Here is a 20,946-nt window from a genome sequence, read left to right as displayed (position 1 = left end):
CCATCCCAGAAAATGGATCCGGCGGTGTTCCCCACCTGCACGGTGGGGAACACCGCCGGATCCGCAAGAGCCCGCCACGGGCGTTCTGCGCTGAAGACCCGGGACCGTCCCCCCACTGTCAGGACCAGCACACCACGCTCCCGTATGAGGCATGTTGCTTCTTCAGCACCGTCCGCTGGGACCGCCTGTTCGTACGAGCCCGAAACGCGACTGCACGATGCCCCGCGGGCATCGGCGGCAGGCCCTCGCATCGAGAGCTCGCACCGACTGGCTGTGCGACAGTGCTCCCCGGCCTGCTCGGCAGCGTCCGGGACATGGCGGCACCGGAGCGGCCGAGAGTCCCGCTGTCGGACGTGAGTTTGACCTGAAGGTCGTCGGGTCGGATCGCCGGTCCTCGACGAACTTGGCTCCCGCGGGGAACTGGACTGGTCTCGCCGCGCGATCGACCCGGTGAACGTGCGGGCCCTGAAAAGGGGAACCTGACGGGTCCGAATCCTGGGGATCGCGGCAAGTACGAATCGAAGATCCACTTGATCACCGAACGGCCCGTGGTTTCAGCTGGCCTGGGTGGCGTCCACGTCTTTGCGAGACGACTCCACCGTGCCACACAGCGCCTATCAGACGAACCTCCAGCAGCGGCACTCTCACCCGTCCGACCCATCGGGCCTCTCACACCTGCCCTCGGCGGCAGCCGATCTCGTCCTCCTCGGAGACCTCACCGGCCGCTACACCGCCGGTAGTTGCAGCAGGCTCGCCTCCGACAGGCGGACCGCGGCGCTGCGCACCGATCACCAGGGCACGGCCGAGCACGGGCACCGGATCACCGCGGCCATCGCCTGTCATGTGGCCCGTATCGGCGGGACCATTGACCATCTGAAGAGGTGACCGCGTCCCGCGCGACCATGCGCCAGCAATGCCGTCAGGCCCAGGCGACGGCGCCCTCGACAGGCACGCGGGGCAGCCGCGGGAACCATGGGTCGGCACCGGGGTGACCGATGTTGACCACCAGATGGGAACGCCAGCTGGTCCCGGCGAAGAACTCCTTGTTCAAGCTGGCCTCGTCGAAGCCCGCCATGGGACCGGCCGCGAGCCCCGCCGCGCGCACCGCGAGCAGGAAGACCCCGGTCTGCAGTGCCGAGTTGTAGGCAGCGATGTTCTCGCGCTTCTCGGTCTGGTCGGCGAACGCCGCTCGCAGCATGTCGCCGCGGGCCGGAAAGACTGTCGGCATCTGCTCGTGGAAGTCGGTGTCGTACGCCAGGACCGCCACGGCCGGCGCACTGAGCGTCTTGGCTCTGTTGCCCTCGTCCAGGTGCCGGACCAGGCGCTCCTTGCCCTCGCGGGTGCGCACGAAGAGCACACGCAGAGGCTGGCTGTTGGCGGCGCTCGGCGACCAGCGGGCGAGTTCCCAGATCATGGCGAGTTCGCCGTCGGTGACGGCCGTTGCGGCGAAGGTGTTCGCGGTGCGGGCCTCTGTGAACAGCAGCTTTCGCCCGGCGTCGTCCAGGACATCGAGGGCCTGCGGTTCGCGGTCGGTTATGGTCACGGTTTCTCTCTTGCTTCGGTGTGCGGATGGTGTGGTGTTGGGGCGGGCTCTGCGCCCGGTACCAGTCGGCGGGACGGGGTTTGCGGAGCCGGGCGGGGCGCACATCCCGGTGCTGTCACCCAGGCCTGGCCGCCCCTGGCCGACGGTCATGTGCGGTGTGCTGTCCGCTTGCTCCGCTCCGCACCCAGCTGGGCGTAGAAGTCGATGAGTTCGGGGTTGTCGACCGCCGCGGGGGTGAGGATCTGCTCGGCAGGGACGCCTTGGAGCAGGCGCTTGACCGGAACTTCGAGTTTCTTGCCGGTCCTCGTGTGCGGGATGGCCGGCACGGAGAGGATCTCGTCGGGGACGTGGCGGGGTGAGGCGCCGGCGCGGATCGCGTCGCGGATCCGGTCGCGCAGGGCGTCGTCCAGGGTGACGCCGGGCGCGGGGACGACGAACAGGGGCATCCAGTAGCCGCCGTCCGGCTCCTCCGCGCCGATGACGAGGGCCTCGGTGATCTCGGGAAAGCGTTCGACGATCTCGTGGATGTCGGCGCTGCCCAGGCGCACGCCGTTGCGGTTGAGGGTGGCGTCGGAGCGGCCGTGGACGATCACCGAGCCGTGGGAGGTGAGGGTGATCCAGTCGCCGTGCCGCCACACGCCGGGGTAGGCGCCGAAGTAGGCGTCGCGGTAGCGGCTGCCGTCGGGGTCGTTCCAGAAGTGCAGCGGCATGGACGGCATGGGCCGGGTGACGACCAGTTCGCCGACCCGGTCGAGGATCGGGGTGCCGTGGGCGTCGTAGGCGGCGAGCGCCACGCCCAGGTTGGGGGCGGACAGCTCGCCCGCCCAGACGGGGGTCGTGGGTGCGGAGCCGGCGAAGCCGGAGACGATGTCCGTGCCGCCACTGGTGGAGGCCGGCTGTACGCCGGCGCCCACGTGGTCGCGGACCCAGGGGTAGGCGGAGGCGGGCAGAGCCGATCCGGTGGAGCCGATGACGCGGATGGCCGACAGGTCGTGGGCGGAGGGTTCGATGCCCAGCTTGGACATGGCCAGCAGGTACTGGGGACTGGTGCCGAAGACGGTGACCTTGTGGCGGGCCGCCAGCTCCCACAGGACGTCCGGACGCGCCTGCGGTGCCGGGCTGCCGTCGTAGGTGCAGGTGGTGGCGCCGGTCAGCAGGGTGGAGACGACCAGGTTCCACATCATCCAGTGGGTGGTGGTGTACCACAGCAGGCGGTCCCCGAGGCCCAGATCGGTGTGCAGGCCGAGGATCTTGAGGTGTTCGAGCAGGACGCCGCCGTGGCCGTGGACGATGCCCTTGGGCAGGCCAGTGGTGCCGGAGGAGAACACGACCCACAGCGGGTGGTCGAACGGCACCGGGGCGAAGGTGAGGTACTCGGTGCGGGCGGCGGCGTCCTCCCAGGGAACCGTCAGCCCCGGGTGCCGGGTCTCGGGCTGGGCGAGGCCCAGGTGGTCCACGAGAATCGTGGCCTTCAGCGTCGGCAGCGCGTCGGCCAGTTCGAGCGAGGCGGCACGGCGGTCGTGCCTGGTGCCGTTGAAGAGGTAGCCGTCCGCGGTGATGAGGACCGTGGGTTCGAGCTGGGCGAAGCGGTCGGCGGCGGCCTTGGGTGCGTAGTCCTGGCCGCACACCGACCACACCGCGCCCAGGCCGGCGGTGGCGAGGAGGGCGATGACGGCGTGGGGGGTGTTGGGCAGGTAACCCACCACCCGGTCGCCCTGTTCGACACCCAGGTCGCGCAGGGTGGCGGCGACGGAGGCGACCTGGGCGCGCAGCTGCCGGCCCGTGATCTCGTAGCCGGAGCCGGTCTCGTCCAGCGCTGTGATCGCGGGAGCGTCCGGCTGAAGGTTGCGCAGTGCGTGGTGGGCGTAGTTCAGGGTGGCGCCGGGGAACCAGCGGGCGCCCGGCATGGTCTCCTCAGCCAGTACACGCTCGTACGGCGTCGCCGCGTCGATGGCGAAGTACTCCCACACCGCAGCCCAGAAACCCTCCAGGTCGGTGACCGACCAGCGGTGCAGGGCCTGGTAGTCGGTGGGGTCCTGGAGGCCTTCGGCGCCTTGGTGCCGGGCTGCCCATCGGGCGAAGTCCGCGATGCGGCTGCCTGCGGCCGCCTGCGGGTCGGGAGTGAGGAAGGGTTCCGGATACGGCGTGGCGTGCGGGGTGCTCATCGTGTGGTGCTCCTCGGCAGGGGGGCCGGCCGGCCCTCGGCGGGGCGGCGGGCCGTGTGCAGCAGCGGCGCCCAGGCGGCGGTGTCGGTGAAGTCGCCGGTGCCGGCGGGGACCGTGTCCAGCACGACGCGATCGGGACGCAGCAGGACGGCATCCGCCCGGCCGCGTGCCAGCCAGGCGGCGAGGGTGCCGTCGTCGCCCAGGTCGTCCACGCGGATCGTGGGTGCGCCGAATGCCGTGGCCACGGCCGTCACCTGCGGAGTGGGCGGCACGGTGGTCAAGACGGCGAAGGAATCCCCGAGGACCTCGTCCAGGCGCACTCGCCTGCCGTCGACGATCACCCACGGCTGCGGGCACAAGGTGCCGGCCAGCACGCGGCCGACCAGCCGGGGGCGGCGCCGTACCAGTGGACCGGCGGCCAGGGCAGGGCTGAGATCGCGGCCCACCGCCGCTGTCACGCCGGGGATACGGCAGGCCGTGCCCACGACGGCCCGGCGGATCGCCGCGCCGCGGTCCTGTCCGCCGGTCATGGCCCAGCCGACGGCGACCGCGACGCGGATCAGGTGGCGGGCGTGCGGCTTGCGTTCGCGCTCGTAGGTGTCCAGCAGTGCGTCGTCCGCGCCCTGTTGGAGAACGCGGGCCAGTTTCCAGGTGAGGTTGTGGGCGTCGCGCAGTCCCGCGCACAGACCCTGCCCGATGAAGGGCGGGGTGAGGTGCGCCGCGTCGCCCAGCAGGAAGACACGGCCCCGGCGCCACCGGTCGGCCAGGCGGGCCCGGAAGGTGTACTGCGCCTGCCGGACCACCTCGAAGTCGTCGCCAGGCGGGGCATCCCGCGGCAGGTCCACCCAGGGGGCGACCAGCTCGCGCAGGCGGTCCAGCCCCTCCGGGCCGTCCAGAGGCTCGTCGTCGGCCAGCCGGAACTCCCAGCGGTAGCGGTCCTCGCCCACACGCATGAAGGTGGCCGGCCGGGTGGGGCAGCAGATCTGCTCTGCGCCTTCCCAGGTGCGCACCAGGCGACTGGTGCGCACGTCGATGACTCGCCAGCTCTCCTCGAAGTGCAGGTCCTCCCATACGGCACCGATGGCGTCGCGGGTGAGACTGCCCGCGCCGTCGCAGCCCAGGACGGCATCGGCCCACACGTGCTCCACCTCGTCGCTGCCGTCGCGGCGGAAGGCGACCCGGGCCGGACCCGTCGAGCCGTGTGCTCCGTCGGTGTCCTGGGTGACGGACACGACCTCCACGCCGCCCCGCAGCTCGCACTCCGGGCGGCGCGCCAGGGCCTCGCGGAGCAGGCGTTCCAGCTCGGGCTGGTCGAACATGCTGGTCTGCGGAAAGCCGTGGTGCCCGTGCGGGGAGCGCGGGAACTCGGCGATCAAGCGGTGGCGGGCATCGAGCAGCCGCAGCCCGCGCGCCGGGCGCGCGAGGGCGGCGAACTCCTCGTGGACGCCGACACTCTGCAGGATCCGGCGGATCTCGTCGTCCATGGCGACGGCGCGCGGCAGGGGGTAGACGTCCCGGTGGCGTTCCAGGACGATGCTGCGCACTCCGTGGCGGGCGAGCAGGAGGGCGGCCGTGACGCCCACAGGTCCCGCACCGATGATGACCACCGGTATCCGGGATGCGGCGTTCATGACGCGTCCGTCACAGGAGTCTGCTGCTCGCCGAGGTTGATCCGCCCGTCAGGCGTGGCGATCGTGGCGGTGATGAGGTCGCCGTCGCGCAGGTAATGGGGGTTTTTAGCCTGGCTGTTGAAGAACGCCTTCCACTTCAGTGCGGGCGGCAGCAGTGCGCCGATCTTCTCGACCGGCTTGGGCGGGGCCTTCAGGGCCGTGCCGCCGGGGGTGCCGGTCAGCAGCAGGTCGCCCGGATCCAGGGTCTGGAAGCGGGCGAGCAGGGTGAGTGCCTGCGCGGGCCGTACGATCATGTCGGCGAGCGTGCGGTCCTGGCGCGGTTCGCCGTTGACCGACAGCCGCAGGCGCAGGTTGAGCAGATGGGCGAAGTCCTCGGGCTCCAGCAGGGCCAGATACGGTCCGGTCGGTGTGAAGGTCGGGTAGGACTTGCTCTCGTAGAACTGGGTCTTGGTCAGCTGGACGTCGCGGGCGCTGACGTCGTTGGTCAGGACGAGTCCGGCGATGTAGCGCGGCAGGTCCTGCTCCTGGACGACGGTGCCCACGGGCAGGGTTGCGCCCATGACGAGGCCGAGTTCGACCTCGTAGTCGAGGAACTTCACGTGCGCGGGGCGGACGATCGCCTCGTGCGGGCCGCTGACCGAGCCGGACGCCTTGCGGAAGAAAGTCGGCGGGATCTCGCCGGTGAATCCCGAATCGCGGGCGTGGCTGCGGTAGTTGACCATCTGGGCGACCACCCGGCACGGGGTGGTGACCGGGGGCAGGGCCACCAGGTCGGCGACGGGTGTGCCGCTCTCGGCGGAGGCGGCGGCCTCGCGGACCGCGTCGCGGTCGGCGAGCAGTTCGGCGGTGGTGTCCGCCTTGGTCTCGATGCGGACGGCGCGCTCGTCCCGGACGACCCACCAGCCTCCCCCACTCTCGGCTCCGCTCGAGCGGGAGGTGCCCCCAGTGGTGCGCAGAACGTTGGTGCTCATGAGGTCATCGCTTTCATCAGGCCCAGCAGGCGTGCGGGGTCGAGTTCGTTGTCGCCGCGCAGGGCCGTCATGACCTCGCGGAGCTTGGCTGGGGACGGATTCGTGCCCAGGAAGTCACGGGTGACCGGCGGGCCCCACTGGGCCAGGCCGCTCGCCGACATCGGCGCCCAGCCGGGCTCGATGTCGCAGGAGAACAGGTCGCCGTCGGCGAAGTGCTCCAGCATGAAGCGGTCGGGGTCGCGCCAGTAGTCGAACAGCTGGCTGCCCTGGATGTGCCGGCCGATCCCCCAGCTGCGCTGGTAGCCACGCTCGGCGAGGTACTCGCCACCGGCGGCGATCGAGTCGAGGTCGGTGACCTGGTAGGCGGAGTGGACGTAGCCGTTGCCGGGCCCCAGGTGCATGGCCAGCGTGTGGTGGTCGACGGCCAGGCCGCCCTGGTCACAGCGGATGAACGCCATCGTCGGCCCGCGCTCGCGCTGCCCGTCCAGGAACAGGAAGTCGCTGACGATCATCCCAAGGGTGCCCAGGTACCAGTCCAGGGCGCGGGCGAACAGCCGTGTCTCCAGGACCACGTGGCCCAGCCGCTGGATACGGGAGGGCTCACGGGGCGGGCGCTGGGTGGCGTTCGTACGGAGGTGCTCCGTGCCGGAGTTGAGGAGCAGGGGCTGCTGCTCGGGCAGTGCGGGCAGCTGTTCGGCGCAGTGGACGACCCGGACCGGGAAGCCCGAGGGATCGAGCAGGGCGATGGACTGTCCGCCTCCGGGTACGCCGATGTCCCGGACGGCACTGCCGGTGGCGCGGGCCAGCCGGTCCAGGTCACTCCGCTCGGCCGCGCGGAACGCCGGCCCGATGAAACGGGACGTGTGCCCGCGCCGGATGACCATGCAGGGTGAGCCTGAGAACGTGCCGCGCAGCCACAGCTCCCGCTCGGTGCGGGCGGCGATCGCGAACCCGAAGTCACGCGCGAACACCTCGGCCCGGTCCAGATCAGGCTTCTCGAACTCCAGCCAGGCCAGGTCGGCCACCTTGATCACAGGATTGCGAGCGCGCCCGGGGTGCTCGCCACGCAGGGCGCCCTGCTCGCTGTGGAGGTCCTGGTGGGGCGTCTGGGGATCGGCCCTGTCAACGGGGGTGGGGGGCATGGTTTCCTCCAAGCAACACTGCCGTAATGAGGAAATCATCAACTTTGACGCATCTCGTCGTCAATAGTTCGAGGCCAGTGAATTGATAAATCCATCAGTCATGGGGGACTCATCGTCACGGTTGCTAGACTCGCCGTATGCCGACGTCAGCCCCGCCCAGGAACCGCTTCGAGCGGCGCCGCGCCGAGACCCGTCAGGCGCTCGTCCGCGCGGCCCGGCAGGTCCTCGCGGAGACCGGGGACACCAGTGCCAGCATCCAGGCGATCGCCGAGCGCGCGGACGTGGGTTTCGGCTCCTTCTACAACCACTTCGAGTCGAAGACGGAGCTGTTCGACGCCGCGGTGGCGGACGCCCTGGAGGAGTTCGGGCAGGTCATCGACGAGCGGGTACGAGGGATCGAGGACCCGGCCGAGCTAGTCGCGGCGGGCTTCCGGCTGACCGCCCGGATGGCCGACTCCCACCCGGAACTCCTGCGGATCCTGCGCGATCGCGGTCTGGCCCACATTCACTCCGACCGGGGCCTCGCCCCACGAGCGCTGCGCGACCTGGAGATCGGCATCGCCTCGGGCCGCTTCACCTGCACCAGCGCGACCACCGCCCTGTCCGCCGTGGGCGGGACCCTGATGTCCCTTGTCGCACTGCGACTGGCCCGCCCCGACCTCGACGGCGACGTGGCCGCCTCCGACCTGGCCGAGATGGTCCTGCGCATGCTCGGCGTCCCCGCGGACGATGCCCACGAGGTCACCCGGCGCCCCCTGCCCGACCTCACCTGACCCCGGGTAAGCCGTGGGCGCCGGTGCTCCCTCAAGCACCGGCGCCCACTCACCCCTGCCCGAGGTGGCTTGGCGGAACGTTCTGTTCCGATGTCAGGGGACGAGGATGAGACGGATCGGGTCGCCGATCTTGTTCTCCAGCCGGTTGACCGCGTCGGCGGCGTCGGCCAGCGGAATGTGGTCCGTAATGGAGGGAGCCAGGTCGAGACGGCCGCCCGCGGCCAGCCGCACCAGCTCGGTGACGGACTCCGGGGTGCCGCCGTAGTGTCCGCGCACCTGCTTGCCCAGGTAGTTGAAGGTCAGGCCCTCGGTGATGGTGAGCGGCTTCGGCGTGATGCCCACCAGGATCAGGGCGCCGCCCAGACCGAGCGCGGACGCGGCCTGCTCGCGGACGGCAGGCACGCCGGCGCAGTCGAAGGCGAAGTCCAGACCCCGTCCGCCGGTGGCCGCGCGGACCTGGTCGGCGAAGTCGGGGGCGCTCGGGTCGAGGGCGACATCCGCGCCGAAGGCCAGGGCGCGCTCCCGGGCGCTCGGCAGTGGGTCGACGGCGATGACCGGCGCGGCGCCGACCAGGCGGGCGAGGAGCACGTTGTGGGCGCCCACTCCGCCCACGCCCCAGACGCCGACCGCCTGGGCGGGGCGTACGCCGGCGGTGGCGACGACGGCGGCGTAGGGGGTGGAGACCGCGTCGGGGATGATCGCGGCCTGGTCGAAGGGGAGGCTGTCGGGGATGGGGATGAGGGTGTCCTCGCGGGCAACGGTGTACTGGGCCCAGCCGCCGTCGTAGTCGATGCCGGCGGTGAGCATCTGGGTGCAGGGGCGGCGGCGCACGCAGCCGGCGCACTGGCCGCAGGTCTTGCCGGCCTCCAGGGTGACGCGGGTGCCGGCGGTCAGGCCCCGCTTGAGGTCGGGGCCAAGGGTGTGGATCACACCGGAGACCTCGTGGCCGACGGTGACCGTGTCGGAGGTGGCGAACAGCGGGACGAGAGAGCCGTCGATCAGGTGGACGTCCGAGAGGCAGACGCCGGCGGCCTTGACCTCGACGAGGACCTCGCCCGGGCCGGGTACGGGGACGGGGACTTCTTCCACGACGAACTTCTTGCTGTCCAGGTGGAAGCGTCCGGCGAGCATGGTGTCCATGAGGATCTGCTTTCTGTGAGCGGCACTGTCCGGCGGTTCGCGCCGATGGGTGCCGGGTGTTGCCTGGTGGGCGTGGGGAGACCGGGGGCTTGGAGAGACCGGGAGGCGTGGGGCCAGGGAGGGTGCCGCACGCCTCCCGGCGTAGAGGGGTCAGGCGAAGACGTCCTGCTGGTAGCGCTCGTCGGCTTCCAACTGGGCGAGCCACTGCTGGGCGGTCGCGTCGTCACTGCCGGTGTGGCGGCGGTGGATGGCGGCGAGGGCTTCACGCACCGCGGGTGCCATACGGCGGCCGTCACCGCAGACGTAGACGTACGCGCCGTCCTGGAGTGCCTGCCAGACACTGTCGGAGGCGGCGGTTAGGGCGTCCTGGACGAACCGGGCGCGGTGGCCGGTCACCGCGGAGAAGGCGGTGTGGACCTGGGCGATGCCGGACAGCTCCCACGTCTCCATCTCGTCGCGGTAGAAGTAGTCGTGCTCCGGGTGGCGGCAGCCGACGAAGACCTCGGACAGGCCCACCTTCGTGCCGTTCTCGTACTGCCGGGCTCGCTCCTCCAGGAAGCCTCGCAGCGGCGCGATGCCGGTGCCGGGGCCGATGAGGATCAGCGGCGTGGCCGGGTCGGCCGGCGGGGCGAAGGTCGGGGAGGGGACGCGCACGTAGCCGTAGACGACATCGCCGGGCTCAAGGCGTGCGAGGTAGGAGGAGCAGGTGCCGCGGTACTGGCCGTCGCCGGACAGGGCGGGTCCTTCGAGGAGGCCGACGGTCAGGCGCACCTGGCGCGGGTCGGCCAGCGGGGAGGAGGAGATGGAGTAGAAGCGAGGGCGGATCGGGCCCATGAGGTCCAGGAAGACGGCCAGCGGCAGTTCGACGGCGGGGAAGCGCTCCAGAAGGCCCAGCACCGAAACCCGCTTGCCCAGGATCTCCTTCTGGTAGAGCTGCTGGGCCTCTTCGGTGTCGGCCGTGTACGCCTCCAGCTGAGGCCTGGTCCAAGGGCACTGGGTGTGCTCGGCCAGGGTCTGTATCTGGGAGCGGGTGGCCAGGTCCTGCAGTTCCAGGAACTCGGTGAGCAGCAGGCCGGCGGTGACGGGCGTGCCCACCGGCAGGTGGCTCCGACCGCCCGCGGGCTGGTCGAGCCGGAGCACCTGGTCGCGGTCGACGCCGAGCCGCGCGAGGGCGCGGTCGACCAGCGCGGGCTCGTTCTTGGCGAAGACGGCCAGGTGGTTTCCGGTGTCGTAGGTGACGCCCTTCGGCAGCTCGATGGTGATGGACTTCGCGGACGGGCGCGGAGGTTCGATGCTGAAGTCCCACAGCCCGGTCGCGTCGCTGACGAGTTCCTCGTTGGCGACCACGGTGAGGGGGTATGCCTGCTCGGAGACGATCGCTGGGCGTACGTCCGCCTCGGTGAGCAGGTGCACCTCGTAGCGCGGCGCGCCGTCGTCGGAGGTGTCGGCGGCGTACTCCTCGGCCAGGGTGGCCCACAGGGTGTCCGTCCAGCGGGTGGCCATGCCGTCGAAGTCACCGGCCGCATCGGCGATGCCGCGCTCGATGACGGGGGTGGCGCCGGCGGCCAGCAGGCTTTCCTCGATCCGCTTGGGGAAGGCCTGGTAGGTCGCGACCCACTGGGTGTTGCCGGCGCCCAGCAGCGCGAACCGCACGTCGGACAGTGAGCCTTCGGGCAGTCCGGCGGCGATCAGGTCGTCGAAACCCTGGGCGTTGTCGGGGGCCTTGCCGTTGTAGCTGGCGGCGACGACGACGAGCAGGCCCTCGGTGGGCAGGTTGCCGCCCAGTTCGTCCAGGCTCGTCAGCGTGGTGCCGAACCCAGAGCGCTCACCGCGGTCGGCGATGGTGCGCGCCAGGTCCTCGCACGAGCCCAGGCTGGAGCCGTAGGCGACGGTCAGGTTCACCCCGACGCCGCTGACCGCGGCCTGCTGCCGCTCGTCATCGCTCTGCAGGTCCAAGGCACCGAAGACGGTCCGCTCGTGTTCCTGGCGGGTACGGACGACCAGCTCGAAGTCGCCGGGCTTGCGCGTGAGCGCTTCCCGCACGTCCATCGTGTAGTCGTTCGGGTCGGCGAACTTGAACTTCTGCAGCACCAGAGCGAGGGCCAGCCGGGCCTCGGTGAGGGCGAACTGTCGGCCGATACAGGCACGCACGCCGTTGCCGAACGGCTTGTAGGCGTGCGGGTGCTGCTGGGCGCGGTTCTCCGGCAGCCACCGGTCGATGTCGAACTCCTCCGGCCGGCCCCACGCCTTGGGGTGGGTGTGCAGCGGGCCCTCGAGGATGTTGACCCGCGTCCCCTTCTTCAGCTCGTAGCAGCCGCCGATGACGGTGTCCTCAATCGGGGCCTTGCCGAAGGCCGGGATGGGAGCCCACAAGCGCAGGGTCTCTTCCAGGATCCGCGGGATCACGTCCAGCTTCATGATCGTGTCGTAGTCCGGGACCGTGTCGCCGGGCAGCAGCCGGTCCACCTCGGCGTAGGCCTGGGCCAGCACGTGCGGATTGCGCATCAACGAGTACGTGGCGAACGACAGCAGACCACTGGTGGTCTCGTGACCGGCGATCAGGAACGTCAGCACCTGGTCCCGGACGTTGTCGTCGTCCAGCAGCTTGCCGGTCTCCGGGTCGGTCGCCTGCAGCATCAGACCCAGCAGGTCGTCCTCACCGCTGCTCTCCCCCTTACGGCGCTCCTTGATCACACTCTCGACCAGCTCGCGCATCACCTGGATGTTCTCGCGGTACTTCTTGTCGTCCGCCCTGCGGAGCTTGGTCATCATCGGCAGCTCCTGCGAGCGCCGCAGCGACTCCACGAGCGCCCCCAGCAGCGCCTGGAGGAAGGGGTGCAGCTCCTCCTCGGCGAAGGAGTCGAACCGGTAGCCGAACCCCGACACAGCGATGGTGTCCAGGGTCAGCCGGGTGTAGTCGTCGGTGATGTTGACCGGCTGGCCCTCCTCACGCTCCCACTTGCCCGCCAGGTTCTGGGCAATCTCCAGCATCTGTCCGTAGTAGTTCTTCATGGCCCGCTGGCTGAAGGCCGGCATGAGGATCCGGTGCGCCATGCCCCATTCCTCTTCGTGCTGGTGTGCCGTGAACAGGCCCGCACCCGCGAAGTCCCGGACATGGTTCAGCGGTGTCTTCTCGATCTGCTTGTAGAACCGCGTCTCGTCGCATATCTCGGCCACCAGGTCAGGGTCGTAGACGAAGACCTGCTCGATGCCGGCGATGTCCATGCCGTAGATGCCCTCGGGGAACTGCTTGGACAGCTCGCCGAAGTACGCGACCGGATTGGTGTGGGGGATCTGCGGCGTGTGGCCGAGGAGGGGGATCCCGCGCGGGGACCGGATGGGGCGCAGGTCGGTCACGGGCTGCGTGGTCATGAACTTGCTCCTTTGTGCGGAGAGAGGCGAGGGCAAGGGCGCTGTACAACGAAGGGGAAGCCGCAGATGGGCAGCCCGACCCCGATTTCCATACGCCGTATGGAACTGCCTTCAGTGGTACCATACGGCGTATGGAAACTCCAAGGAAGGCCCCCCGGGGGACGAGGAAGAGGGACGTACCGCTCACCGAGGACGGCATCTACTCCATGGCGCTGCAGCTCATCGACGCCGACGGGGTCGAGGCACTGACCATGCGCAAACTCGCGACCGCGCTGGACGCGAACCCGATGTCGCTGTACCACCACGTGCCGAACAAGGACGCCGTGCTGCGCGGCGTGACCGAGCGCGTCGGCTCGCGGTTCCGCACGCCGGAGCGGGAGAACGCTCCCTGGCAGGACCGCCTGCGCCAACTCGCCCTTGACTTCCGCCAACTGGCCCTCCGTCACCCCGAACTGATGGGGTACTCCTTCGGGCGTGCCGACTTCATCCAGCCGGACGACCCGTTCTGGCAAGGACTCACCGGCACACTCGCCGCCGCGAAACTGCCCGCCTCGGAGATCCCCCGGGTCGCTGCCACCCTGTGCGCGGTCTTCACGGGACTGCTGGCCAACGAGCTGACCGGAGCACTGCAGCGGTGGACCACCCTCCCTCCGACACCGGCCGGTCCCGACGGGGAAGATGCGCCCGCACCCTCGAAGGACGTGATCGACACGATGTACAGCTGTGCGCTGGACGCCGCGATCGCCGGCGTGGAAAGCCATCCCGCACGAGCCCGAGAGGAGGAGTGACGGAGCGGCTGCAGCCGGTGCTGGTGATGAGCCGGCGGAACTCGATCAGCTTCTCTCTGACCACCGCCGCTTCGTATGCTTCCAGCGCGCCCGGTCAGCGCCGAGCTGACAGCCATAACCCGGTCCGCATCAGCGGCCGCCTCCCTCGAAGGGCCCTGTCCTCCGGGTCCTCAAGCCCGGGACCTCACCCGGCGAAGGCGAGGGTCGCCGGCACAGACGGGCCGGCGGAACAGCAGCCTGGCCGGACGCGCTTCGAACAGCACGGCAGGGTTGACCTGGAAACGGGTGGTGTCGCTGCTCGGAATGAACGCAGTCGACCAACCGCGAGGACTTCAACCGCACCGGCCCGGCCGCCCCGGCCGTCGAGCACAGCGACCGGACGGTGGTTCGCGAGCCCGGTCACCGCGAACGCACAAGCGTGCGTCGCCCGTGTCCGCGCGGCGTTCTCCGAACCAAGAACCGCGTCCTGGCTCCGGTCGCTCCTTCAACCGTTGCCACCCGCTCGCAGCGCTCCCGGGCGCCCGGGAGCGGGCTCCGGTGGGATTCCCGGCCGGTCCCTCGGCAGCAGCACACGCAGGGCACCTGGCCGAATTCCGCATATGACGGGGAGCGGAAGCGTCACCGCTTCGCCGTCGATCCCCGCATCCAGGTACCGCACGTCACCGCGCAGCGTGACGCTGGACGCCGACCAGACGACAACACCCTCGCTTGCCGGGCCAGGACCGGACATGGAGCGTCGCAGTTCGCTGCGCAGGTGCCGGAGGAGGTCCGGGGGCGTCTGTGCCGGACGCTTGAGGACGATGCCGCCCAGCAGTCCCGTGGTGAGCGAGAAGCGACGCCCCAGCCAGCGCGGTGTGGCCAGGTGGTAGGGGTTGTTGGAGACCAGCACCATCTGCGGGAACTCGACGGTCCCCCACGGGGTGTCCACGCAGGCCTCGACCCACTGCTTGCCCTTGAGATAATCGGGCGCCACCGCAGCGAACGCGCGCGTCTTGTCCTCCCGGTACCCGGGCTCCAGCAGGGCGTCGGCGTACATGCCGAAAGAGACGTTGTTGACGAAGACGCGCGGGCCGAGCACCCCCAGGTCCACCCGTGCGGGCTCACCGTCGGCCAGGGCGCCCAGCGCCTGCACCGGATCGCGAACGTCGAGGCCCAGGTCCCGGGCGAAATGGTTGCGGGTACCCGCCGGGACCACCATCAGCGACCGGCCCGCGTCCGCGGCCACCGCGGCGACCGCGGATACAGTGCCGTCGCCGCCCGCGACTCCCAGCACCTGTGCCCCCTCCTCGACGGCGCACCTCGCAACCGACGCCGCGTCCTCCTCCGCGCTGGTCATCCAGACCTGAGCCCCCATGTCCTCGGCCCGCTGGACCAGGCCGTAACGAGCAGGCTTTCCGCCGCCCGAGCGTGGATTCGTCACGATCACTACCCGGGCACGCGTCCGAGCTTCGGCCATCACCGCACCCACTCTCACCGCTGATGCCGGCCTTCGGCCGACAGATGGAAGCCGTAGGACCAGGCTGACAGATCCCGCACCCTCTTCGCCTGCCGGGAACGCCGATGCCTCCCGACGACGTAGCGGCCGCACTGCGTGGTTCCACTGGCCGGCGCACGCGGGCGCGGGCCGCGGCCTCGGCCCGCGCCCGCGTCCGCGCCTTCGAGCAGTACATCGCTGCGAGTGGGCAGGAGACGGGAATCGAATCGATTCCCGCGGTGTCCGACGCGCTGGCCGAAGGACGCGTGCAAACGCTGCTGTTGTCGACCGCGCCACTGGTCAGCCTTCCCGGGCGCTGCTGGCCACCAGCGCCCGGGAAGGCTTGGGACAGGGTGCCGAGAACGGTTTCGAGATGACGGCCGGTGCGCTGTTGCTGAGAGGTCGATTTCACCTGCGCTGGCCGCATCTAGATCAATCCCTGGAGTGCGGGGTGGCGGTGGGGACGAGGCGGCTCGGGTAGGTCCCGCGACCACACCACGCCCAGACTGATCCCGCCCGCCAGGTCCAGCCGGCCGTCCTTCAGGCCGGCAATCTCCTCGCGATTCCTGCCCCAAGCCTTCGCGCCACCTGCCCGACCTGCGACAACACACTGAAGAGCCGAAAGAAAGGCAGATTCGACCCGGATTCGACCCCGAAGCCGGTACACGCACCAACGAACATACTTGATCTGCGGCGATGCAACTTCTGCTCCTGTACCACCAGGATCCGGCATCAGATTCGCCACAGAACTCCGAAAACAGTCATACATGCATAACTTGCGAGCGAAAACGTGGCTCAAATAGCCAGGGGAGATCGAGGTCGGCGCGGCGACCCAGTGGACGAGCATCGCAACCGCCACCGGGGAGGGCACTCACACACCAGCCCGCTGACGTGGCATTTCATTGCACATCTTCCGTGAGACGGAAGTCGTATTGCGGCCCAGCGATGTCTGCCCGAACGATGCCACCACCATCAGAGACGGGAGCCAGCCCCCATGCCGCACTTGACCTCCTTCGCCAGGAACCAGTGGTACGTCGCCGCCTATACGTACGAAGTGGGGCGCGAGTTGCTCGGACGGACGGTTCTCGGTGAACCGCTCGTTCTTTACCGGAGCGAGGAGGACGGGGCGGCCGTCGCCCTGTCCGACCGCTGTGTGCACCGGCGTTTCCCGCTCTCGGAGAGCCGGCTCGACGGTGACCGGATCGTGTGCGGGTACCACGGGTTCACGTACGACACGACGGGCACCTGCGTGTACGTGCCGGGGCAGAAACGGATACCGCGCACCGCACGGGTCGCCTCCTACCCCGTCGTCGAGCGGGACTTGTTCGTCTGGGTCTGGGTCGGCGACCCGGCGCTCGCCGACCCGGAGGCCGTCCCGCGCGCCCCGCACATGGACTCGCCGGACTGGACGACGGTCAGCGGCATGGAACCCATCGACGCGGACTACGGACTCCTCGTCGACAACCTCCTCGACCTCTCGCACGAGACGTATCTGCACGGCGGCTACATCGGCACACCCGAGGTCGCCGAGACGCCCATCGCCACCGAGGTCGACGAGGGCGCGGGCATCGTGCGCGTCTCGCGGCACATGGACGACGCCGAGTGCCCGCCGTTCTACGCCCGTTCGACCGGTATCGAGGGCCGCATCACGCGCTGGCAGGACATCGAGTACCACGCACCCTGCCTCTATCTGCTGCACAGCAGGATCGCGCCGACCGGTGTGCTGCCCGAGGCGGACGGCAGCGACCCGAACGCGTTCCACACCGAGATCACGTACGCCATCACGCCGTCCGGCGACGGCAAGGTGTACGACTTCTGGGCGGTCTCCCGTGACTTCGCCCGCTCGGACGACGAAGTCAGCACCTTCCTGCGGGACTTCAACCACACCGTCGTGATGCAGGACGTCGACGCGCTCAACCTCCTCCAGAAGACCCTCGCCTCCGAACGCACCGGCTACCAGGAGCTGAGCATCAACATCGACACCGGCGGTCTCGCGGCCCGCCGCATCCTGGCCCGCCTGGTCGAGGAGGGCGACAAGCCGATGGAGAAGGTGCGGTGACCGGCCCGACCGGCGAGATCTACCGCGTCGACTGGCTCCCGGGCACCGACGTACTGCACGGAACCTGTCACTGCGGTGCCGAACACACCGCCCAGGACCCGGTCGCGATGTGGGAGTGGATGCTCGCCCATCCCGAGGGACACGAGCCACGGGCCGCCGGCCAGGGGCAGCACCGGAGCAGGCAGGGGAACGGGGGCGTTCTCGGATCGCGGGGAAAGAGGTCATGAACTTGTACGAAGCCGAACTCGTCGTCGAGCGGCGGGAATTCGTCGCCGACGGTGTGCTCGCCCTCAGTCTGCGGCATCCGCTCGGCGCCGAACTCCCTTCCTGGGAACCGGGCGCCCACATCGATGTCGTACTCGGGCCGGAGCTGGAACGGCAGTACTCCCTGTGCGGCGACCCGGCGGACCGCGGGGCTTGGCGGATCGCGGTGTTGCGCGAACGCGAGGGGCGCGGCGGATCGGCTTACGTACATGAGCAGTTGGGCGAGGGCGACAAGGTCCGTGTCCGGGGTCCGCGCAATCACTTCGCGCTCGCTCCCGGCCCGCGCTACCGGTTCGTCGCGGGCGGTATCGGCATCACCCCGATCCTGCCGATGCTCGCCGCGGCCGAGGCGGCGGGCGCCGAATGGACGCTGCTGTACGGCGGACGGACCCGCGATTCCATGGCGTTCACCGAGGAGTTGGGGCGGTACGGGGACCGGGTCGCCCTCGCTCCCAAGGACGAGTCCGGGCTGCTGGACCTCGCCCCCGTGCTGGACGAGGTTCCCGAGGGCACCCTCGTCTACTGCTGCGGCCCCGGGCCGTTGCTCGACGCGGTGGAGGAGCGCTGCCCGGCCGGGCTGCTGCATGTCGAGCGGTTCCGGCCGAAGGTCCAGGAGGCGGGCGGGGAGACGGAGTTCGAGGTGGTCCTGGAGCGGTCCGGGCGCACGGTGACCGTCGCCCCTGGTGTCTCCGTCCTCGACACGGTGCGCGCCGCCGGTGTCGAGGTGCTCTTCTCCTGCACCGAGGGCACCTGCGGGACCTGCGAGACGGAGGTGCTCGAAGGGACCCCGGACCACCGGGACTCGGTGCTCACCGATGAGGAGCGGGAGGCGGGCGAGACGATGCTCATCTGTGTGTCCCGCTGTCGCGGGACACGGCTCGTACTGGATCTTTGACCGCGAGGTCCCGCTCGATCCGCGCGACCGTCTCCAGCAGGTGGGGAAGCAGGTCGCGGCGGACGGATTCGAGGCTGTTGCGGCTGGCGTGCACGGGGATGTTCGCGGCCGCCACGACGGCGCCGTCCCGGTCCCGCACCGGGGCGGCGACCGAGCGCAGGCCCTCTTCCAACTCCTGGTCGACGATGGCGTATCCCTGGCGCCGCACCCGGCCGAGTTCCGCCTTCAGGAGGGCCCGCGAGACGATCGTGCGCTCCGTCAGGGACCGCAGATCAGCTCGCTTCAGCCGGGCGTCGATCTCCTCGTCCGCGAGGTGCGCGAGGATCACCCGGCCCACGGAGGTGACATGGGCCGGGAAGCGAGTGCCGACGGTGATCGTCGCCGTCATGATGCGCCGGGTCGGGACCCGCGCCACGTACACGACGTCGTCGCCGTCGAGGACGCAGAGCGAGCTGGACTCCCCCACCTGTTCGGCGAGTTGCTTCAGATGCGGGAGGACGATCTCCGGGAGGGTGAAGCCGGAGAGATACGCGTAGCCGAGTTCCAGCACGCGTGGGGTGAGCCGGAAGACCCGGCCGTCCGTGCGGACGTATCCGAGATCGACCAGGGTCAGCAGGAAGCGGCGGGCCGCCGCTCGGGTCAGGTCGCAGCAGCGCGCGACCTCACTGAGAGTCAGTTCCGGTCGGTCGGCGCCGAATACGCGGATGACGGCGAGTCCGCGTTCGAAGGACCGGACGAAGTGGGGCGCTCGGTCTGCTGCAGGCATCGTCGCCTCCAGAGGGACACGGAGCGCTCTCCGCGCGAACCGAGAGCGCACTTCGATAACTGTCAACAATATTGTCAGCCAAGGCCATTGACCCGGCACGGACGGGGTTCTACCTTCGCGCTGAGCACCATTGTGCGGTGTGCGCACAACCTGTCGGAACACTTTCGTCTGCACAGGAGGAGCCATGCGTCGTCTGCTCGCCGGTATCGCGGTCGGAGCCTTCCTGGTCGCCGCGTCGGCCTGCGGTTCGTCCGGCGGCGGTGGCGCCTCGGACAAGAACTCTTCGTCCGGCGGTACCACCACGGTCAAGCTGGGGGTCATCCCCATCGTCGATGTCGCCCCGGTCTATCTGGGCCAGAAGAAGGGCTTCTACAGCAAGCACGGTCTGAAGCTGTCGATGACACTCGCACAGGGCGGCGCGGCGATCGTGCCGGGGGTCGTCTCGGGCCAGTTCCAGTTCGGGTTCTCCAATGTGACCTCGCTGATGATCGCCCAGTCCAACGGCGTTCCCGTGAAGGCCATCGCGAACGGTGTCGCCTCGACGGGCGTGGCGGGCAAGGACTTCGGCGCCATCACGGTCAAGAAGGGCAGCGCCATCACCTCGGCGAAGGAACTGGAGGGGAAGAAGGTCGCCGTCAACACGCTGAAGAACATCAACGAGACGGCCGTGCGCGAGTCGGTGCGCAAGGCGGGCGGCGATCCGTCCAAGGTGAAGTTCGTCGAGCTCGCCTTCGACCAGATGCCCGCGGCGCTCGACAGCGGTCAGATCGACGCCGCGATGGTGGTCGAGCCCGCGCTCGCCACGGTCAAGAGCCAGGGCGCCACCGAGATCGCCTCGTCCCTGGTCGACGTGGCGAAGGACCTCACCGTCGCCATGTACTTCACCTCGAACCAGTACGCGACGCAGCACCCCGACGTGGTCAAGAAGTTCCAGGAGGCCACGGCGGAGTCCCTCGCCTACGCCGACGCCCACCCGGACGAGGTCCGGCAGATCGTCACCACGTACACCAAGATCCCGGCAGCCGTACTGGCGAAGGTGACCCTGCCCAAGTGGCCGGCCGAGCCGAACCGGACCTCGATCGAGACGCTCGAGAAGCTGGGCGAGCAGGACGGCCTCTTCAAGACGGCGCCCGATCTGGACAAGCTGCTGCCGTGAAACAGAAGCAACCGCGTGGCGGCGGCCCCTCCGGACGGGCCGTGAACGCCGCACTGGGCGCCGCCGGGCTCGCGGCCTTCCTCGCCCTCGGCGAGGTGGTGCCGCGGCTCGGCATCGTCAAGGAACGGTACTTCCCGCCGACCAGCCGGATCGCGCGGGCGCTCGGCGACGAGATCACCGACGGCACCTTCTGGACGGATCTCGGTGACACCCTCACGGGCTGGGCGCTGGGGCTGGTGATCGCGGTCGGCGCGGGCATCGTGGCGGGCGTGGTCATCTCGGTCGTGCCGTATCTCCGCGAGGCGACCGCCTCGACGATCGAGTTCCTGCGTCCCATCCCCTCCGTGGCCCTGATCCCGCTCGCCGTCCTCCTCTACGGCACCGAACTGCGGTCGGTGCTCCTCCTCGTCGTGTACGCGTCCTTCTGGCAGGTCCTCGTCCAGGTCATGTACGGCGTGCGGGACGTCGACCCGGTGGCGGAGGAGACGGCGCGCTCGTACGGTCTCGGCACCTGGGCCCGGGTCCGTCATGTGCTGTGGCCGACGGCCCTCCCGTACGTCATGACGGGCGTCAGGCTGGCCGCGGCCGTCGCCCTCATCCTCACCGTGACCGCCGAACTCGTCATCGGGGCGCCGGGGTTGGGCGCGCGCATCGCGGTCGCCCAGACCTCGCAGGCCGTGCCCGAGATGTACGCGCTGATCGTGGTCACCGGTCTGCTCGGCCTGCTGATCAACGTGGGTGCGCGGTCGGTGGAACGGCATGCGCTGGCCTGGCACCAGTCGGTGCGCGGGGAGGTGGCGGTGTGAC

The 20,946-nt window shown here is 69.9% G+C and carries 17 protein-coding genes and 1 pseudogene; 9 read left to right on the top strand and 9 right to left on the bottom strand.

Going from position 1 to position 20,946, the window contains the following annotated elements:
• Positions 1–390 precede the first annotated feature (390 nt).
• Both N4G66_RS32925 and N4G66_RS32920 read left to right on the top strand, forming a co-directional pair.
• Positions 391–534: pseudogene (locus tag N4G66_RS32925) on the top strand (IS5/IS1182 family transposase); the annotation flags it as partial.
• A gap of 33 nt (positions 535–567) precedes the next feature.
• Positions 568–885 carry a hypothetical protein gene (locus N4G66_RS32920; protein ID WP_261707928.1) on the top strand — a complete coding sequence of 106 codons (318 nt, stop codon included), beginning with the start codon at positions 568–570 and terminating at the stop codon, positions 883–885.
• Positions 886–919: 34 nt separating this feature from the next.
• On the opposite strand, the gene N4G66_RS32915 is transcribed toward N4G66_RS32920, so the two are convergent.
• The 5 genes from N4G66_RS32915 to N4G66_RS32895 form a co-directional block, all read right to left on the bottom strand.
• Complete coding sequence (locus N4G66_RS32915; protein ID WP_391858926.1) at positions 920–1,543, bottom strand: malonic semialdehyde reductase; 624 nt, start codon at positions 1,541–1,543, stop codon at positions 920–922.
• A gap of 146 nt (positions 1,544–1,689) precedes the next feature.
• Positions 1,690–3,708 carry an acetoacetate--CoA ligase gene (locus N4G66_RS32910; RefSeq protein WP_261707927.1) on the bottom strand — a complete coding sequence of 673 codons (2,019 nt, stop codon included), beginning with the start codon at positions 3,706–3,708 and terminating at the stop codon, positions 1,690–1,692.
• The gene (gene mhpA, locus N4G66_RS32905) at positions 3,705–5,339 is read right to left on the bottom strand and encodes a bifunctional 3-(3-hydroxy-phenyl)propionate/3-hydroxycinnamic acid hydroxylase MhpA (RefSeq protein ID WP_261707926.1); all 1,635 of its coding nucleotides are present in this window, start codon (positions 5,337–5,339) and stop codon (positions 3,705–3,707) included. Before mhpA ends, N4G66_RS32910 begins: the two co-directional genes overlap by 4 nt.
• The gene (locus N4G66_RS32900) at positions 5,336–6,310 is read right to left on the bottom strand and encodes a fumarylacetoacetate hydrolase family protein (RefSeq protein ID WP_261707925.1); all 975 of its coding nucleotides are present in this window, start codon (positions 6,308–6,310) and stop codon (positions 5,336–5,338) included. The genes mhpA and N4G66_RS32900 overlap by 4 nt, the downstream gene beginning before the upstream one ends.
• A complete protein-coding gene (locus tag N4G66_RS32895) occupies positions 6,307–7,452 on the bottom strand; it encodes a VOC family protein (RefSeq protein ID WP_261707924.1) in 1,146 nt (381 codons plus the stop codon). Before N4G66_RS32895 ends, N4G66_RS32900 begins: the two co-directional genes overlap by 4 nt.
• Positions 7,453–7,589: 137 nt before the next feature.
• Here N4G66_RS32895 and N4G66_RS32890 point away from each other — a divergent pair, with 137 nt between their 5' ends.
• Positions 7,590–8,225 (top strand): TetR/AcrR family transcriptional regulator, encoded by a 636-nt coding sequence (locus tag N4G66_RS32890; RefSeq protein WP_261707923.1) that lies wholly within the window; start codon positions 7,590–7,592, stop codon positions 8,223–8,225.
• 93 nt (positions 8,226–8,318) lie between these two features.
• Here the strand turns inward: N4G66_RS32890 and N4G66_RS32885 are convergent, their stop codons facing one another.
• Together N4G66_RS32885 and N4G66_RS32880 are read right to left on the bottom strand one after the other, a co-directional pair.
• Positions 8,319–9,365: a zinc-binding dehydrogenase gene (locus tag N4G66_RS32885; protein ID WP_261707922.1), complete on the bottom strand. Its 1,047-nt coding sequence runs from the start codon at positions 9,363–9,365 to the stop codon at positions 8,319–8,321.
• Between the two features lie 150 nt (positions 9,366–9,515).
• On the bottom strand, positions 9,516–12,737 hold the full coding sequence (locus N4G66_RS32880) for a bifunctional cytochrome P450/NADPH--P450 reductase (RefSeq protein ID WP_261707921.1): 3,222 nt from the start codon (positions 12,735–12,737) through the stop codon (positions 9,516–9,518).
• Positions 12,738–12,868: 131 nt separating this feature from the next.
• On the opposite strand from N4G66_RS32880, the gene N4G66_RS32875 reads away from it, so the two are divergent.
• Positions 12,869–13,525: a TetR/AcrR family transcriptional regulator gene (locus N4G66_RS32875; protein ID WP_261707920.1), complete on the top strand. Its 657-nt coding sequence runs from the start codon at positions 12,869–12,871 to the stop codon at positions 13,523–13,525.
• Between the two features lie 484 nt (positions 13,526–14,009).
• Here N4G66_RS32875 and N4G66_RS32870 read toward each other — a convergent pair whose 3' ends face one another.
• The gene (locus N4G66_RS32870) at positions 14,010–14,945 is read right to left on the bottom strand and encodes a diacylglycerol/lipid kinase family protein (protein ID WP_261707919.1); all 936 of its coding nucleotides are present in this window, start codon (positions 14,943–14,945) and stop codon (positions 14,010–14,012) included.
• 1,048 nt (positions 14,946–15,993) lie between these two features.
• Between N4G66_RS32870 and N4G66_RS32865 the strand changes: the two genes are divergently transcribed.
• From N4G66_RS32865 to N4G66_RS32855, 3 genes are read left to right on the top strand one after another with little or no spacing between them, the layout of a single operon-like run.
• The gene (locus N4G66_RS32865) at positions 15,994–17,058 is read left to right on the top strand and encodes an aromatic ring-hydroxylating dioxygenase subunit alpha (RefSeq protein ID WP_261707918.1); all 1,065 of its coding nucleotides are present in this window, start codon (positions 15,994–15,996) and stop codon (positions 17,056–17,058) included.
• Positions 17,055–17,285, top strand: a complete 231-nt coding sequence (locus tag N4G66_RS32860) for a hypothetical protein (protein ID WP_261707917.1) — start codon at positions 17,055–17,057, stop codon at positions 17,283–17,285. The genes N4G66_RS32865 and N4G66_RS32860 overlap by 4 nt, the downstream gene beginning before the upstream one ends.
• Positions 17,282–18,217, top strand: a complete 936-nt coding sequence (locus N4G66_RS32855) for a PDR/VanB family oxidoreductase (RefSeq protein ID WP_261707916.1) — start codon at positions 17,282–17,284, stop codon at positions 18,215–18,217. The genes N4G66_RS32860 and N4G66_RS32855 overlap by 4 nt, the downstream gene beginning before the upstream one ends.
• Here N4G66_RS32855 and N4G66_RS32850 read toward each other — a convergent pair.
• Entirely contained in the window at positions 18,168–18,983 is an 816-nt protein-coding gene (locus N4G66_RS32850) for an IclR family transcriptional regulator domain-containing protein (RefSeq protein WP_261707915.1), read from the bottom strand. The genes N4G66_RS32855 and N4G66_RS32850 overlap by 50 nt on opposite strands.
• A gap of 184 nt (positions 18,984–19,167) precedes the next feature.
• On the opposite strand from N4G66_RS32850, the gene N4G66_RS32845 reads away from it, so the two are divergent.
• Positions 19,168–20,139 (top strand): ABC transporter substrate-binding protein, encoded by a 972-nt coding sequence (locus tag N4G66_RS32845; protein ID WP_261707914.1) that lies wholly within the window; start codon positions 19,168–19,170, stop codon positions 20,137–20,139.
• On the top strand, positions 20,136–20,945 hold the full coding sequence (locus N4G66_RS32840; protein WP_261707913.1) for an ABC transporter permease: 810 nt from the start codon (positions 20,136–20,138) through the stop codon (positions 20,943–20,945). Before N4G66_RS32845 ends, N4G66_RS32840 begins: the two co-directional genes overlap by 4 nt.
• The last annotated feature ends 1 nt before the right edge of the window (position 20,946 follow it).

This window comes from Streptomyces rhizosphaerihabitans, from assembly GCF_025399795.1.
GTDB classification, from domain to species: domain Bacteria; phylum Actinomycetota; class Actinomycetes; order Streptomycetales; family Streptomycetaceae; genus Streptomyces; species Streptomyces rhizosphaerihabitans.
Note: the sequence above shows the minus strand (reverse complement) of the source record. Positions and strands in the feature narration are given on the sequence as shown.

Excerpts from the sequence above, each read along its gene's own strand:
- N4G66_RS32890 (WP_261707923.1), top strand. The coding sequence starts at position 7,590 with ATGCCGACGTCAGCCCCGCCCAGGAACCGCTTCGAGCGGCGCCGCGCC.
- N4G66_RS32885 (WP_261707922.1), bottom strand. The coding sequence starts at position 9,365 with ATGGACACCATGCTCGCCGGACGCTTCCACCTGGACAGCAAGAAGTTC.
- N4G66_RS32880 (WP_261707921.1), bottom strand. The coding sequence starts at position 12,737 with ATGACCACGCAGCCCGTGACCGACCTGCGCCCCATCCGGTCCCCGCGC.
- N4G66_RS32910 (WP_261707927.1), bottom strand. The coding sequence starts at position 3,708 with ATGAGCACCCCGCACGCCACGCCGTATCCGGAACCCTTCCTCACTCCC.
- N4G66_RS32865 (WP_261707918.1), top strand. The coding sequence starts at position 15,994 with ATGCCGCACTTGACCTCCTTCGCCAGGAACCAGTGGTACGTCGCCGCC.
- N4G66_RS32855 (WP_261707916.1), top strand. The coding sequence starts at position 17,282 with ATGAACTTGTACGAAGCCGAACTCGTCGTCGAGCGGCGGGAATTCGTC.
- N4G66_RS32895 (WP_261707924.1), bottom strand. The coding sequence starts at position 7,452 with ATGCCCCCCACCCCCGTTGACAGGGCCGATCCCCAGACGCCCCACCAG.
- N4G66_RS32900 (WP_261707925.1), bottom strand. The coding sequence starts at position 6,310 with ATGAGCACCAACGTTCTGCGCACCACTGGGGGCACCTCCCGCTCGAGC.
- N4G66_RS32850 (WP_261707915.1), bottom strand. The coding sequence starts at position 18,983 with ATGCCTGCAGCAGACCGAGCGCCCCACTTCGTCCGGTCCTTCGAACGC.
- N4G66_RS32875 (WP_261707920.1), top strand. The coding sequence starts at position 12,869 with ATGGAAACTCCAAGGAAGGCCCCCCGGGGGACGAGGAAGAGGGACGTA.
- mhpA (WP_261707926.1), bottom strand. The coding sequence starts at position 5,339 with ATGAACGCCGCATCCCGGATACCGGTGGTCATCATCGGTGCGGGACCT.
- N4G66_RS32845 (WP_261707914.1), top strand. The coding sequence starts at position 19,168 with ATGCGTCGTCTGCTCGCCGGTATCGCGGTCGGAGCCTTCCTGGTCGCC.